The organism is uncultured Henriciella sp., from assembly GCF_964005855.1.
In the GTDB taxonomy this organism is placed as follows: domain Bacteria; phylum Pseudomonadota; class Alphaproteobacteria; order Caulobacterales; family Hyphomonadaceae; genus Henriciella.
The window spans coordinates 23,458-37,863 of the sequence record NZ_CAXFSW010000016.1 but is presented as its reverse complement, the minus strand read 5'-3'; the positions used below and the strand labels follow the sequence as shown (position 1 = coordinate 37,863).

17 protein-coding genes are annotated in these 14,406 nt (G+C 60.6%); 5 read left to right on the top strand and 12 right to left on the bottom strand.

Features of this window, described 5'->3' with window-relative positions:
- Positions 1 to 11 precede the first annotated feature (11 nt).
- The 5 genes from ABNU55_RS13340 to ABNU55_RS13320 form a co-directional block, all read right to left on the bottom strand.
- The gene (locus tag ABNU55_RS13340) at positions 12 to 485 is read right to left on the bottom strand and encodes a hypothetical protein (RefSeq protein WP_290751377.1); all 474 of its coding nucleotides are present in this window, start codon (positions 483 to 485) and stop codon (positions 12 to 14) included.
- 111 nt (positions 486 to 596) lie between these two features.
- Positions 597 to 1,295 (bottom strand): pirin family protein, encoded by a 699-nt coding sequence (locus ABNU55_RS13335; protein ID WP_290751379.1) that lies wholly within the window; start codon positions 1,293 to 1,295, stop codon positions 597 to 599.
- Positions 1,296 to 1,416: 121 nt separating this feature from the next.
- Positions 1,417 to 2,334 (bottom strand): SDR family NAD(P)-dependent oxidoreductase, encoded by a 918-nt coding sequence (locus tag ABNU55_RS13330; RefSeq protein ID WP_290751381.1) that lies wholly within the window; start codon positions 2,332 to 2,334, stop codon positions 1,417 to 1,419.
- A 151-nt stretch (positions 2,335 to 2,485) separates the two neighbouring features.
- Complete coding sequence (locus tag ABNU55_RS13325) at positions 2,486 to 3,400, bottom strand: oxygenase MpaB family protein (protein ID WP_290751384.1); 915 nt, start codon at positions 3,398 to 3,400, stop codon at positions 2,486 to 2,488.
- Positions 3,401 to 3,478: 78 nt separating this feature from the next.
- Positions 3,479 to 4,462 (bottom strand): nitronate monooxygenase, encoded by a 984-nt coding sequence (locus tag ABNU55_RS13320; protein WP_290751387.1) that lies wholly within the window; start codon positions 4,460 to 4,462, stop codon positions 3,479 to 3,481.
- Positions 4,463 to 4,639: 177 nt separating this feature from the next.
- On the opposite strand from ABNU55_RS13320, the gene ABNU55_RS13315 reads away from it, so the two are divergent.
- Positions 4,640 to 4,981 (top strand): hypothetical protein, encoded by a 342-nt coding sequence (locus tag ABNU55_RS13315; RefSeq protein ID WP_290751389.1) that lies wholly within the window; start codon positions 4,640 to 4,642, stop codon positions 4,979 to 4,981.
- Positions 4,982 to 4,984: 3 nt separating this feature from the next.
- Here the strand turns inward: ABNU55_RS13315 and ABNU55_RS13310 are convergent, their stop codons facing one another.
- From ABNU55_RS13310 to ABNU55_RS13300, 3 genes are all read right to left on the bottom strand, one after another.
- Complete coding sequence (locus ABNU55_RS13310; protein WP_290751391.1) at positions 4,985 to 5,770, bottom strand: SDR family NAD(P)-dependent oxidoreductase; 786 nt, start codon at positions 5,768 to 5,770, stop codon at positions 4,985 to 4,987.
- Between the two features lie 86 nt (positions 5,771 to 5,856).
- Positions 5,857 to 6,783, bottom strand: a complete 927-nt coding sequence (locus ABNU55_RS13305; protein WP_290751394.1) for an aspartyl protease family protein — start codon at positions 6,781 to 6,783, stop codon at positions 5,857 to 5,859.
- Between the two features lie 49 nt (positions 6,784 to 6,832).
- The gene (locus tag ABNU55_RS13300; protein WP_290751396.1) at positions 6,833 to 7,306 is read right to left on the bottom strand and encodes an NUDIX hydrolase; all 474 of its coding nucleotides are present in this window, start codon (positions 7,304 to 7,306) and stop codon (positions 6,833 to 6,835) included.
- Positions 7,307 to 7,353: 47 nt separating this feature from the next.
- Here ABNU55_RS13300 and ABNU55_RS13295 point away from each other — a divergent pair, with 47 nt between their 5' ends.
- Complete coding sequence (locus tag ABNU55_RS13295; protein ID WP_290751398.1) at positions 7,354 to 8,400, top strand: patatin-like phospholipase family protein; 1,047 nt, start codon at positions 7,354 to 7,356, stop codon at positions 8,398 to 8,400.
- On the opposite strand, the gene rsmD is transcribed toward ABNU55_RS13295, so the two are convergent.
- Positions 8,397 to 8,963, bottom strand: coding sequence for a 16S rRNA (guanine(966)-N(2))-methyltransferase RsmD (gene rsmD / locus ABNU55_RS13290; RefSeq protein ID WP_348764411.1), 567 nt, complete (start codon positions 8,961 to 8,963; stop codon positions 8,397 to 8,399). The two genes, ABNU55_RS13295 and rsmD, sit on opposite strands and share 4 nt — an antisense overlap.
- A gap of 62 nt (positions 8,964 to 9,025) precedes the next feature.
- Between rsmD and ABNU55_RS13285 the strand changes: the two genes are divergently transcribed.
- Both ABNU55_RS13285 and ABNU55_RS13280 read left to right on the top strand, forming a co-directional pair.
- A complete protein-coding gene (locus ABNU55_RS13285; protein WP_348764410.1) occupies positions 9,026 to 9,487 on the top strand; it encodes a nucleoside deaminase in 462 nt (153 codons plus the stop codon).
- A gap of 265 nt (positions 9,488 to 9,752) precedes the next feature.
- On the top strand, positions 9,753 to 10,385 hold the full coding sequence (locus ABNU55_RS13280) for a porin family protein (protein WP_348764409.1): 633 nt from the start codon (positions 9,753 to 9,755) through the stop codon (positions 10,383 to 10,385).
- A 66-nt stretch (positions 10,386 to 10,451) separates the two neighbouring features.
- On the opposite strand, the gene ABNU55_RS13275 is transcribed toward ABNU55_RS13280, so the two are convergent.
- Positions 10,452 to 11,198, bottom strand: a complete 747-nt coding sequence (locus ABNU55_RS13275) for a sulfite exporter TauE/SafE family protein (protein ID WP_348764408.1) — start codon at positions 11,196 to 11,198, stop codon at positions 10,452 to 10,454.
- A gap of 91 nt (positions 11,199 to 11,289) precedes the next feature.
- Here ABNU55_RS13275 and ABNU55_RS13270 point away from each other — a divergent pair, with 91 nt between their 5' ends.
- Positions 11,290 to 11,895, top strand: coding sequence for an NUDIX hydrolase (locus ABNU55_RS13270; RefSeq protein ID WP_348764407.1), 606 nt, complete (start codon positions 11,290 to 11,292; stop codon positions 11,893 to 11,895).
- A gap of 107 nt (positions 11,896 to 12,002) precedes the next feature.
- On the opposite strand, the gene ABNU55_RS13265 is transcribed toward ABNU55_RS13270, so the two are convergent.
- Both ABNU55_RS13265 and ABNU55_RS13260 read right to left on the bottom strand, forming a co-directional pair.
- Positions 12,003 to 14,036: a M56 family metallopeptidase gene (locus ABNU55_RS13265; protein WP_348764406.1), complete on the bottom strand. Its 2,034-nt coding sequence runs from the start codon at positions 14,034 to 14,036 to the stop codon at positions 12,003 to 12,005.
- Entirely contained in the window at positions 14,033 to 14,395 is a 363-nt protein-coding gene (locus tag ABNU55_RS13260; RefSeq protein WP_348764405.1) for a BlaI/MecI/CopY family transcriptional regulator, read from the bottom strand. The genes ABNU55_RS13265 and ABNU55_RS13260 overlap by 4 nt, the downstream gene beginning before the upstream one ends.
- Between the last annotated feature and the right edge of the window lie 11 nt (positions 14,396 to 14,406).

The following is a 14,406-nucleotide window of genomic DNA, read 5'->3' as shown; positions in this document are numbered from 1 at the left end:
CTGCTGTCCCGTCAGTTGATGAGTTCGTCAGCGAATTTCTGCGCGAAACGCCGCGACGCGCGTCTCGCATCGCTCCAGACGCCGGCGGCATTCACATCGCGAATGTCTGTTTCGAACCAGCCATATTCCAGCTCACCGATCGGTGTGCCGGACGTGTCATAGGCAATGCCATGAAGGTCCATACCGCCGATGGATTTTGAGCGTAGCATGTCGAGGCCCGGCCTCTCGCTCAGCTGTTCCATGGTCGGGCGGTTCGGCTTTGCGTCCAGGATCGTCACGGTCACACGTGCCGGGTCGATGTTGGCCTTGCCAAGCTCGCGTTCGAGATCGCTTCGGATGTCTTCCTGAAGCTTGTCACCTTCCTTGACGCCGTAATCGTCCTGGAGTTTTTCCTGAAATTCCGGCGAATAGGTGATCTCGATGTCTGCGGCTGCAGCAATCGGGGCGAGTGTCATGGCTGCTAGGGCTAGAAATGCGGTTTTCATGAGCTGACCTCCTTTGAAGGACACGCGGACTATAGCAGACAAACGCAGCGGATGTAGATGCCGTTGCGCAAAAAGCTGCCGCCCGGAAAGGGGCGGCAACCTGGAGGGTGTCTAGATCGTATCCACGAGAACGATTTCGGCGTCCGAAACGCCAGTGATCGTGATCTTCTCCGGTCCGGTAATGGCGACGCCATCACGTGCATTCAGCCGGTCGGTGCGATTGATGTCGACTGAGCCGGTTGCAAGGACGAGATAGCCATGACGTCCGGCGCTGACGCTGTATTCCAGTGTCTCTCCGGCCTTCACCGTGGCCCCCAGCACCTTGGCGTCCTGGCGGATCGGCAGGGCGTTATCGGCCTTGTCACCGCTGGCAAGGGTTGCCCATGTGCCTGAGCGGTCGGCCTTGGGAAATTTGCGCGCGCCCCAGCCGGGTGCGCCGCCCGCTTCGGCCGGCTCAATCCATATCTGGAAGAGCGTGGTTTCATCGTCCTCTGCATTCCATTCGGAATGCTGGACGCCGCGCCCGGCGCTCATGACCTGCACGTCGCCGGCTTCGGTCCGACCCTTATTACCCATGGAGTCCTGGTGGGTGATCGCACCAGAACGGACATAGGTGATGATTTCCATGTCGCGATGGCCATGCGGCGGAAAGCCCGTGTGCGGGCGCACCTTGTCGTCATTCCACACGCGCAGCTTGCCATGGCCCATGCGGGATGGGTCGTAATATTGCGAGAAAGAGAAATGATAATGGGCGTCGAGCCACTCATTCCTGAATGTACCGAGCCCGTCGAAACGTCTGATGTCGATCATGGGATGTCTCCGGTTTTATGTTCCGGACAAAGAAATGGCGCGGCATCGCTGCCGCGCCAATGGTATGCTGGGCACATGACTTATGCAGCGCGTGAATGAATGCGCTGCCCGGCCCGGAGCCCTAGATCGGTTCGTAGGGGAAGACCGTCGTCGTCGCCCCGAGATCCATGAAGCTGCCCTTCATCGAAGGCAGGCCCTGCTCCAGAAGGGTTTCCGGCGTCCAGCCTTCAAGACGTGCCACCGATTTCACCGGGCGCGGCTGGTCAAACAGGATGACCTCATTGCCGCGAACCGAGAAAATCTGGCCGGAGACGTCCTTGGCCTTGTCGGCGCAAAGGGTCACGGCGAGCTGGGCGACCTGATCGGCGCGCATGCCATTCTTCATGCGCTCGACGCGTTCCTTGCCGGCTTCGTCCTTGACCGGAATGGAGGCGATCATGCGTGTCCAGGCGAACGGCGCGATGACGTTGGAGCGGACATTCTTGCGCTCGCCTTCCATGGCGATGATGCGCGACAGGCTGGCAATGCCGAGCTTGGCGGCGCCGTAGTTCGCCTGGCCGATATTGCCGATGAGGCCGGTGGTGGACGTGAAGAGGACGTAGGAGCCGTCTTCCTGGTCGCGGAAATGGTTCACAGACGCGCGGGTCACATTGAACGAGCCGTGGAGGTGGACGTCGATGACGGCCTTCCAGTCGTCCTCGGACATCTTGTGGAACATGCCATCGCGCAGGATGCCGGCCGGGTTCATGATGCCGTGCAGGCCGCCAAACTCATCCTTGGCCTGTTCGATCATGCCTTCGACGGCCTTGTAGTCGGTCACGCTGTCGGAGTTGGAGACCGCTTCGCCGCCAGCAGCGCGGATTTCCTGCGCCACTTTTTCAGCAGGGCCAGCATCGCCAGCGTCATCGCCTGTAAGCGTGCCGCCAAGATCGTTGACGACGACTTTCGCGCCTTCTTTTGCCGCCAGCAGCGCGCATTCCTTGCCGATGCCGTTGCCGCCACCGGTGACCAGGATCACTTTTCCGTCGAGAACGCCCATGGATTTTCCTCCTCAATCGCATTGTTCAAAAGGGTTGGAACCGTTCCAACACCTTCAGATAGGGATTGGCAAGACGCCTCGTCGCGGGACCTATTGCCGCCGCAGAGGAAAACCTTCAGGGGTGCAGCGGCGATATCTCCGGAGAGAACGCCTATTCTGCCGCTGTATGCGCGGTGTCGTGGCTGGCGAGTAGATGGCGTTTGGCGCGCTCGCCTTTCCAGGCAAAATTCCAGGGCAGGCCGAGACGGATCGCGGCGTCCGCGGGTGGGCTGCCTTTGACGGGGGTGTGTTCAGCGGCGCGGCCTATCGTTTTTATCGCCATGGCGGAGAGGGGATTGAGATCATATTCCCGGCCAAGTTCAAGGCGCACCCTCACGGATGGAGGCAGAATCGAAACCGAGGCGTTTGCGAGGGCGCGGTGCAGGGCCTTGGGCACATTCCGCGCCGCCTGACCGGATTTTATGATGTCCAGAAACTCGGTATTTATGGGGTGCGCTTCAAACCGGGGCAGAAGCGACGCCAGCATGGCGTCGAAGTCTTCGGGTTTGCGGAGCGGGGTCTCGACGCCATAGAGTTTCGCGATCTCGACGCCTTCCTCATAGAAGCGGCATTTTTCTTCATAGGAGAGCGGTTTCACGAAGCGGTCATAAGCGGTCAGGAAACCATAGCTTGCCGTGGCGCTGACCCAGTCGAGCAGGTCAACGTCGAGCGCTTCATAGTATTCGCCGGACGGGGTCTCGCCTTTCACGCGGGCGTGCATGTTGGTGACACCCTGAATGACACGGCGGGCGGCGCTGGCGGGGCCATAGACCCCCACCATGGCCGCCATACCGGTGCGCTGGGACCGCCCGATCGGGTCGGTTTTGAAAACCGAATGGTCCCAGACACCAGAGCGGATGCGTGCATCGGCAAACTCGAGCAGCACAGCCGCGACGCCGCCAACGGCAAGGGCAACCGGGTTCTTGAAAACCCGCCAGGAGACCGAATCCGGGGCGGCGTAGGCGGCTTCACCTTCAGGGGTGGTGAAATCGACCTTCCAGCCGAGATAGGATTTCAGCTTCTGCATAGGTCTGTCCTTCCGGCAATCGGCACCGTTCAAAAAAAGTAGAACGCGTACTAAAAATAATCACCGGAAGGCTCAGCCTCAAGCTATCACTTCTGAGCGGTACCCTGCGATTTTCGCGATGCTGGAATCGGCTTCCTGGATGATGCGTTCGACGATGTCTTTCACCGGAAGGACATCCTTTACGCCGCCAGCCGACTGGCCCATGGCGAAGCAGGAGGTATCCGGGTTGAGCTTTGCTTCGTCCGTAATGCCGCCAATGCCGCCGATAACGCCGGTCTGGTTGGAGTGGATCGCCTGTTGCGGGAAGGGCTGGATGTCTTCCGGGCGGCTTTCCCAGTCCTTGATATATTCATTTGTGCGGCAGCGCATGGGCTTGCCGGAATAGCAGCGGGTGCGGGTGGTATCGGTGTCGCCGGCGCCGATAATGGTCTGTTTGTAAAGATTGGCGGCGTGAGCTTCCTCGGAGGCGATGAAGCGGGTGCCCATCCAGACGCCGACAGCGCCAAGCGCCAGCGAGGCGGCAAGGCCGCGGCCATCATAGATGCCGCCAGCCGCAATGACCGGAATGTTCACCGCTTCGACGGCCTGCGCGACAAGCGGCATGGTGCCGACAAGACCGGTATGCCCGCCACCTTCGCCGCCCTGCAGGATGACGGCATCACAGCCGGCCTGCTCGGCCTTGATGGCATGCTTCACCGCGCCGCCAACGACCATGACCTTCACGCCGGCCTTTTTCAGCTTTTCCATGATCGGCATGGGCACGCCGAGGCCCGCTACAAAGCTGTCTGCGCCGCCATTGATGATAACATCGACGGATTCCTCGAGGCTTTCGGGGCTGGCGGCAAGCAGGTCGACGCCGAAAGGCTTGTCGGTGAGTTCGCGCACACGCGCCATCTGCTTTTCGATGAAGTCCGGTGTCGTCCCCGCCATACCAAGGACGCCATAGCCCCCTGCATTGGACATGGCAGCGGCAAGTTCGGCATAGGACACCCCGCCCATGCCAGCCAGCATGATCGGGTATTTAACGCCGAGAAAATCGCAAAGCGGTGTGTGAAGGCTCATTATCTTTTCTCCCAGAAAGTGCAGACCCATCAATGGCGGGTCGCGCCAATTTGTGAAGTCGTCCCGCCACGGCAGGCGAGAGTGTTAACGCCAGTGTCCGGAACCAATCGCCGTTTCACCGATTATTTACACAGATTAACACGAGCAGACCCGGCCTCACGGCCGAAGGAGTTTAGAATGAACTTCAAGATCGTACTTCTCGCCGCGTCCGCACTTCTCATGGGGGCCTGCGGCGGTCCGGAGCAAGATGTGAGCGAAGAAGTTGGTCAGGCCTCGTCAACGCCGGATTATGTCCACGGTGAGCAGAGTGAGAATACTGACGGCGCGGACATGATCGAAGGCGATGGGTCGGAGGTGCCAAACGATAACGACATTATCGATACCCGCCAGGATACCGGTCCCGCTAATATGGACAGCGAAGGCGCTATCCCAACGCCGGAAGATAATCTGGATACCGGTGAGACGATGCCGGAGCAGGATGGTTCGCCCGAAACAATGGACGAAACCACCCCGCAATAAGGCCTAGAAGATGGCGTAGCCGCCATCGATCAGGAATGTATCGCCTGAGTGATATGAAGATGCATCCGAGGCCAGATAGACCGCGACACCGCCAAAATCCTTCGGCTCGCCCCAGCGGCGGGCCGGAACGCGTGAAATAACCTTGGTCTGGAAGACCTCGGTATTTTGCGCGCTCTCCGTCATGTCGGTGGCGATCCAGCCCGGCAGGATGGCATTGGCGCGGATGCCATAGCGCGCGGTTTCGACAGCGATGCCTTTCAACATGGAAATGAGACCGCCCTTGGTGGCCGCATAGGCCTGATTGCGCGCGGCGCCTTCAATGGCCGCCAGCGAAGCAACGCCCACGAGCGAGCCGCCCGGATCGCCCGCCTTGGCGCGTTCAGTAATATGTTTGGTTGCTTCGCGCAGCGTCCAGAATGCGCCGTCCAGATTGACGGCCATATTCTTGTTCCAGGTCTCGGTGTCCATCTCGGCAAAGCTGGACGCGCCGAACCCGACCCCTGCATTTGCGATACAGGTGTCGACGCGGCCGAAAGCGTCGACAGTGGCCTTCATGGCATCAACCACCGCCTTTTCATCGGAAACATCGACGCTCCACGCTTTCACGTCGCCGGCGCCAAGTTTCGACAGCGCTTCGACGGCTTCCTTGTTGGCGGCATCCTTGCGGCCCCAGATGGCGACATGAGCGTTCGAGGCGGCAAGCGCCTCTGCCATCCCGTAGCCAATGCCACGATTGCCGCCCGTGACGAGGGCCACTTTTCCTTTGAGGTCAAACGGTGCGTAGGCCATGAATAATCTCCCTTGGTGTTCGCGGGCATAAAGATGAATGCGCTCGTCGATTTCAATCATGACGAAGGGGAAGGGGCGAGCCGTTTTCAGCGTGCGCGGAAGGATATTCCTGCCTGAGCCAGTGGCCCGCGGCCCGGTAGAACGAGGCGCAGTTCTTCTTTCTCACGATCAATCTGAAGCCGGAAAGCCTTCAGAATATCGATACCGAGCACCATGACGGGCACGTTTTCGAGTCCCAGCATCTCCAAGAATTCAGGATTCGAAACGACAACGTCAAACCTGTCCAGCTTGACGCTGCCAAGTTCAAACCGTCTGCTGTGGAGCACAGTGATGGAGGTGGCGTTGCCCGTTGCGCCTATGAGTTCTATCGACCGGATCGCGTCGCTGGATCTGGCCGCGCCTTGGGCAAAAGCTGAGTTGACGTAGCTCAGGCTGGCGCCGGTATCGACAAGGGCAAGTCCCTCAACGCCATTGACGCGAACCTTCACAAAGGGAAGCCCCCCATGACGCTCTATGGGGAGGCGTTCCACATGGGCCCCGCGGATGCTTGCGGGCGCACGGTCATACATCAGAAGGCGATGGCGCTCGAAATCGAAATCAAGCGTACGGTAGGGCAGGGCGCTGGCGGGGAACACATTGCCTGTCGATGGAAACCTGACCTTCGAATTGTAGGCAGCGCGCAGCTCTTCCAGCTCGAATGTACCAAGTGCAAGCTGGCCAATCTGGACGAGCGGAAATGTACGCACCTCTCCGAGGCCGACAATATCGATAAGTTCCGGCACCTCGGGCAGATAAATCGCGGCGGCGTTGGCTGTTTCACGATCCAGTATGGGAAATGTTGCGGCCGTGTCGAGTATGGCCAGCGAGGTACGATCATTTACATGGACGGTGACGACGAGGTGTCCTGTATCCGTAATCTCGAATTGGACCTCGTCGCTTCCGGACGCGATTGCTGGAGCCTGTAAGGTGAGGCTCATTGCCAAAGCAGCCAGCCATTTGCGGGCGCGTGTCACTGACTTTTCCTCCACGCGCTCTTAATGGCGCGTTCGCGGGATAATGCCATCAAATTCCAGTTTGCGGAAGGGCGCCGACCAGGCGGGCCCCTTCCAGTATGATGCGCCGGGTTTCGTTCCAGAGGTCCAGTGTCTCGATCTCGGGAAGAGGGAAGAAGCGGGCCTCGGCCGCATCGTCGCCCGCGACCGGCTCTCCCCCGGTCCAGACTGCCGCAAAATCGCAGAGTACATAATGACGCGTGATCAGCGTGCCGGCGCGATTGGTGACAATGGCGTCGACGACATCGACAAGGCCTGCAATGCGAGCGGTGACGCCGGTTTCTTCCTTCAGTTCCCGCAGGGCGGCATCGCGCGCCGTCTCACCCGGTTCGATCCGACCGCCGGGAAGTGACCATTCGCCTGTCATGGGCGGGGTGCCCCGGCGGATGAGCAGCACCTGGTCAGACTTGATGCAGACAACACCTGCGGCTGGCTGTGGCCTTAGTCCATCGACGGGTTGAGGTTTTGGTGGGGTCGAATTCATTGTGTTCAGGCCTGCGTCAGACTAGCGAGATATCAAGAGGAGCTTCTATGGCGCGATCCCCTGCAAAGGCAAAACCCGTCAGCCTTGCCCTGCAGGGCGGTGGGGCACACGGCGCGTTCACATGGGGCGTGCTTGAGCGGCTAAGCGAGTGCGAAACGCTGGATATCCAGGCGATCACAGCGACCTCAGCCGGCGCGATGAATGCGGCTGCCTATCTGTCGGGGCTGGCGACTGGAGGCCGGCAAGGCGGCAGGGAGGCCCTCGAGGCGTTCTGGAAAGCCGTCTCTAGCAAGGGCGCGGTCTTCAACAGCCTGCCGTCAAAGTCGGGCGCTGCCGATTTCCTGCCGTCCAATCCGTTCACAGCCTGGAGCCCGCATAGTTTCGCATCGGCAATGTCAGCCTTTTTGAGCCCCTATGATCTCAACCCCTTCGACCTCAATCCACTGAAGGATGCTGTCACACGCACGATTGATTTCGAGGCTGTGCGGCGCTCAGGCGTGCAGCTTTTTATTGCTGCGACCAATGTCGAGACGGGCCGGGTGCGCATCTTCCGCGATGAGGACGTCACGATCGATGCCGTCCTTGCCTCGGCCTGCCTGCCGCAGACTTTCAAGGCGGTGGAGATCGAGGGCACGCCCTATTGGGACGGGGGGTATCTCGGCAACCCGTCCCTGTTCCCGCTTTTCTATGCCAAGGCGCCGAATGACATTGTTCTGGTGACTTTAAATCCCATCCGGCGCGATGGCACGCCCCGGACCGCCGGGGAGATACAGGACCGGCTGAACGAGATTACCTTCAATGCCTCGCTTATGGGGGAGCTTCGCTCAATCGCCTTTGTCCAGAAACTCCTCAATGAAAGCCTGCTCAACAAGGCGGTCCGCAGCCAGTATCGCAATCTCAATATCCACGCGATCCGCGGCGGCGAGGTTCTGCGTGATCTCGGGCTTGAGACGAAATACGATACCAGCTGGCGTTTCCTGAATGACTTGCGTGAAAAGGGCCGTGCCGACGCCGAGAACTGGCTGGAGGCGTGTCACGGCAGTGTCGGTAAATGTTCAAGCATCGATATTCACGAGGCATTTCTGGACGTCTAGATGCTGGCCAGTTTCAGCATGGTAAGGCGTGCCTTGCCGGCCTCGCGCGTGTCCACAATGTCGAAGCCGTCATGCTCGAAGCTTTCCTTGGCGTCGGTCTCGACCACGATCAGCGCGTCCGGATCCAGCCAGTTGCCGCCGGTGAGGGTTTTGAGACAGGGCGCCACAAGATCCTTGAAATAGGGCGGGTCCATGAAGGCGATGGTGAATGGCGCGCCGACGCCTGCGGGTTTGGGGCCGAGGTCGGTCGCGCTGCGGCGGTGAATGCGCGTATTCCCGAAAAGCTGGAAGCTCTCGATATTGTTGCGGATCGTCCCGCGCGCGGCGCTGTCGGTTTCGACGAACAGGCAGAAGGCGGCCCCGCGTGACATGGCTTCGAAGCCAAGCGCGCCCGAGCCTGCGAAAAGGTCGATGATGCGGGCGCCTTCAAGCTCCGGCGCCCAGGCGGCGTGGGCCAGCACGTTGAACAGGCTCTCGCGTGCCCTGTCCGAAGTGGGGCGGGTATCGCGGCCGGCTGGCGCGGCGATGGCCTGCCCTTTGAATTTTCCAGATATGATCCGCATGGCTGTGGCGCTTAGCACCATGCGGGGGTGGCGAAAAGCGGGAGCGGCTGTATGAGCGACACATGAAGACAGACACCGATCATATGGCGCGGGCGATGGAACTGGCGCGCGAGGCAGCCTCCGCCGGCGAGGTGCCAGTAGGGGCGGTGGTCGTTCAGCCTGAGACCGGGGAAGTTATCGCAGAAGGGCGCAATGGCCCGATCGGTATTCATGACCCGACCGCGCATGCCGAGATCGTGGCGATCCGGCAAGCTGGCATGAGCCGGCGCAATTACCGCCTCACGGGGCTTACGCTTTATGTGACGCTTGAACCCTGTGCCATGTGCGCGGGGGCGATTTCCTTCGCCCGGATTGGCCGGCTGGTCTTTGCAGCGGAGGATCCCAAAGGGGGCGGCGTGATACATGGGCCGCGCTTCTTCGATCAGCCGACCTGCCACTGGCGCCCGGAAGTCTGTCAGGACCGCTCACACGCTGACGAGGCGGGCCAGCTTTTGAGGGATTTTTTTCGGTCGCGGCGCGGTTAAGAGCGGGTGTTCGGCCGCCGCAGCGCCCTGCGATGGATGCTCCGTTTAGGGACATAAACACGGCGCTGGAAATGTGTTGCAAATAAGGCGCCTGGCTGCTTTTAACCTTTTGAAAATAATAAATTAAATTACAGAAAGTGATGCTTGTTTGCCACACGTGCAGCCGGGTGTCTGAAGTGCAGGAACGCCTCTCAAATGCCGTCGTTTCCTTCTCCGTTCCGGACATGAACCGGAGCGTAGAGTTATAAAACGAAGGAAACCTCCCATGTTGAAGACCATGCTTATTGGCACCGCTGCAGCAGGTGCAATGATCGCCGCAGCCGGATCCGCTTCGGCACAAGCCTACTCCGAGGACCAGGGCTTCTATCTGCAAGGTGGCTATAGCTATCTCGACATCCAGCCGGATGGTGCCGATAGCGGCGTCGATACCGATGCCATCACGGCGCGGGCCGGTTATCAGTTCAATGACTGGTTCAGCCTTGAATCCGACATCACCACCGGCGTCGATGACGGTGAGTTCGACTATAATGTCGATGAGGACGAGTTCGATCTCGACGACAATAATGACGGCGACTTCAACGACTTGATCGCCGGGTCGGGCGATATCGGTCTCAACTATCTCGTCGGCATCTATGGCAAGGCGGAAGTGCCGGTCACCGAACGCCTCGATGCGTTTGGCCGCGCGGGCTATGCCTTCATCGACCTTGATGCCGAAGTCCAGACGCCGGGCGGCACGACGCTCGCCACGATCGAGGACTCAGAAGACGGCGCAGCGCTTGGCGGCGGTCTCGAATATGCCCTGACCGACAACTGGAACCTGCGTGGCGAATATACCTGGTATGGCTTTGGCAATACCGACACCCATGCGGCGATGTTCTCGGCTGGCTACAAGTTCTAGTCCGCTGCGATTGCCATAAAGGCAGGAAGCGCCGGCACCCTTTAGGTGCCGGCGTTTTCGTGTGCGCTAGAGTAAGCCGGCGGCGCGTGCCAGGTAGACGAGGCCGATGCCCGTTACCAGCCAGCGCATCCAGCGTTTGAAGTTCACGTCGCTCATCTGCTCCAGAACGAGGCCCCCAAGCCACGTGCCGCTCATCGAAAGGGGGATGGCGAGGGCGAAAAGCCAGAGCGGCGGTATGTCGATGTTGCCGGTGGCGGCAAGAACAGGGAGGCTCCAGAAGGCAATCTTTACGAGGTGGGCCAGCACCTGGGTGACCGCTTTCGTGCCAACAATGGTTTGCCGCGTCATATCGGTGCGCACAAAGAACAGATCGAGCAGCGGGCCTGCGACCCCGGCCAGCGTATTCAGTGCCTGCACGATGAAGCCTGCGACCTCGGCCTGGCCGCGCTTCTGGATGTCGAGATCCACAACGGTGCGCGGGACCCAGACCATGAGAGGGGTGAGGCCCAGGAGCAGGTAGACGATGGTCTTGTCCGGGCGCCAGGCAAGCAGAACAAGAAGAAGCACGGCGCCGAAGGACCCGGCCGCGTAGCGCGCGAAGATGGTCCAGTCGATATGGCCGCGCAGCAGCCAGGCCCGCCAGCCATTCGAGATCATCTGTATGGCCCCGTGCACGATCATGGCACTCGCCACGGGCAGGATCGCGGTGAGCACGCCCATGAGAATGAGCCCGCCCGCCATACCGAAGATGCCGGAGATGAAAGCTGTCACCAGCGTGGCAAAAAGAATGATGAGACCGCTGACCCAGCTCATGTTTGCGGGCTTAGGCCGATTGTCGGCTTTTCGCCAGCCTTTTGCCTGGTCGGCCCTTCCCTACAGGGGCGCGGTCGCCTAGGGCCATTACATGGCAGACGATAGCGAACTCCCTAAAACAAACGGCCCATGGACGGTGCGCAGCACGGACGTTTCCTATGAGAATCCGTGGATCCGGGTTGAAACGAGTGCGGTCACCCATCCAGACGGCAGTGACGGCATCTATGGCGTCGTGCGATATGCCAATCGTGCGATAGGCGTGCTGCCCATCGACGGCACAGGCCATACCTGGCTCGTCGGGCAGCACCGGTTTCCATTTGACGCCTATAGCTGGGAACTGCCTGAAGGCGGCGGGCCGATGGCGGACGCTCCACTGGATGCGGCGAGGCGGGAACTGGCTGAAGAGACCGGCCTTACCGCAGAGAACTGGCATGAGGTCGGGCGCTGGCACCTCTCGAATTCGGTGAGTGACGAGAAGGCCATTGGCTATATCGCCTGGGGGCTGACCGAAGGCGAGGCGCATCCTGAGCCCTCTGAAGAGCTGTCGATCCGGCGGGTGTCTTTTGCGGAGCTGGTGACGATGTGTCTTGAAGGAGAGATTAGTGACGGGTTCACGCACCTCATCGTGTTCGCGGCGCTGGGGCGGGCGCAAAGGGGCGAGCTTCCCGATGTTGTGGCCCGGCTGCTGGAGGCCTAGACTGAAGGCCAGCTGCGTGCATCCAGCTTTCCAAACGAAGGCCCCTGCCGGGGTAACAACGGCAAGGGCCTTCTATCCTGTCCAGGATGTCTCGTGTGTGAGTGAGATTAATCCCGGGACCAGGAATAATGATAGGTGTTGGCGCGGTTCTCAGCGAACCGGGTCTTTTCCCGTTCAGTCAGCCGAGGGTTGTCTTCGACGAAACTGACAACGTCCGCATCCTGCAGGCGGCTGTGAGGGCCGCTTACGCAGAGCGCGCGATAGGTCTCGCCTTTCCCGCTGGTGAAGCTGATGAGGGTGGGGGTGGTGAGGTCCGGCTCACGCTCCTCACACTGGTCGGCCATTTCCTCGATGATGTCGCCGGCAAGTTCGAGGTCTTCCTCAAGGTTGTTCTCGAACGCCGCTTCGATGCGCAGCTCCATCTGCTCCGCAAGCGCTTCCATACGGGCTGCGCGCGATTCCACTTGCGCCTCGATCCGTTCCTCAAGGGCGTCTTGCATGGCGTCGGCGCGATCTTCTGCATGGTCGACGAGAGCCTCAATCTCGTCCATCTGCAGGCTGAAGGAGCCTTCGCCGACTTTCGAGAGATTGATTTCGTGACCCGGAATGATGAGCTTGACGCCGCTGTCCGTCTCCACGGTTTCGATGCCGAACTTTTCGAGGTCCGAGGCGGTCAGGTCGAGATCGAGCGTCAGACCGCTGAGGTCGATGACCCCATTCATGTCACCGAGGTCTTCCAGGGCGCTCAGCTGGCCGAGCACGTGGAGGCCTTCCAGTTCCTTCATCTCCTCAAACTCGCCCATGCCGCTCATTTCCAGAGACAGTTTCTCAATCTCTTCCTCCAGGTCCGAGAGGTCGAGTGAATCGAGCTTTTCAAGGCGCGGCTCCAGCTTCTCAAACGGATCGCTGAGCACGACGAACTGGCGCTCGGTCTCATCGTCACTGTAGCTGGTGGTATGGCTGTAGCTATAGCTGTGGGAACTGCTCTCTGTGTGCCGGGCGCCGCCAGCGAGTTCCTCTTCGGAGGTTTGCAGGGGCGCGGCCGAGGCTGCGCAGGAAGCGGTGACGACAATTGCGGCGGAGCCGAGCGTGATGGCCAGTGTCGAGCCGAGCAGACGGCGGCGGAGCGTAGGGGCGGAGTTCTGCATCAGTATCAGTCTTTCTTTTATCGGATGCGTCAGGGTGAGATTGGCGCCGCGAAAGGCGCCATCGGCCGGACCCGCAAGGCGCGCTGCCTTGACGAGGGTCTGGCCATAGGAGAACGCCGATGATGTTCCCGCCCGAAGCACATCGGCGTCACAAGCTGCCTCCTGATCCACGCGGAAAGCCCGCATGGCGAGGTGAGCCAGTGGGTTGAACCACTGCAGGGCCAGCACAAGCTGGGCGGCCTGCAGGGCAAGAAGGTCATTGCGCTTTACGTGCATGAGCTCGTGGGTGAGCGCGTCGCGCCGTTCGCGCGGTGTGTAGTCATCTTCAAACCATGCCGGCAGAAGGATGGTGGGTCTGGCGAGGCCGGTGACCAGAGGGCTGCCGCTGAGGAGACTGGTGCGCACATCGAAAGCGCGTCTCACACCTAGCTCGCCAGCGATCTGATCTGCGAGCGAGGTGACCTCCTGCGAGGCTGCATCGGAATCGCCGGCAATCAGGCGGTGAAAGACGGTCTGCCTGCGCCAGGCGACGCCCAGCATGAGCAGCATCCCGGCAATCCAGACGGGGAGGATAATGTGAGGGAGCACGCCGGTGACCGCATCGAGCAGGCCAGGATCTGCGAGGTCCGGCTGCGCTGGTGAGACTGGCATTGCAGGCGGCGCGGGCGGAACCTCCGCAATCTGCGCGCTATAGCCTGAGCTGGCGGTCTGGAGAGAGACGGCCTCGGGACGGTGGTGCAGTTCCATGACTGTGGGTGCGGTTGCTGCGGGCTCCCCTGGGGCCAGCAGGCCGAAGAGCGACCAGTTGGAAGGCAGCGGAGGCATGAAAAGGCGGGCGACAGGCGCAAGCCAGAGTGCGTAGGCGGCTTTCGCACCGAACTGGCGGGCGAATGGCCGGCGCACGAGCAGGACAAGGCCAAAAAGCACCCCGACGGCCAGACTTGTCTGGAGACTGGTGAGGATCAGTGGGTGAAAATCGTTAAGAACGCTCATTTCTTCAGCTCCCCCAGAAGCGCTTCAAGTTCGGCGATATCTTCTTCGCTAAGGCCCTTGCCATCAGCCAGATGTGCCACGAGCGGGGCCGCACGCCCGCCAAACATTCGGTCCACGAACTGGCGCGCCTCCTTGCGGCGATAGTCGCCTCGCTTGACCAGCGGCCGGTAGAGATACCGGCGGCCTTCCGCCTCGGTCTCAAGCGCACCTTTTTCAACCAGACGGCCAAGCATCGTCTTGATGGTGCGGATATTCCAGTTCTTGTCCGAAGCTAGGACTTCCGCGATCTCGCTCGCGCCGAGTCCGGGCTGTTCCCAAAGCACATTCATGATTTCCAGTTCGGCAGGTGCGATCTGCATGGCGCGGCCTC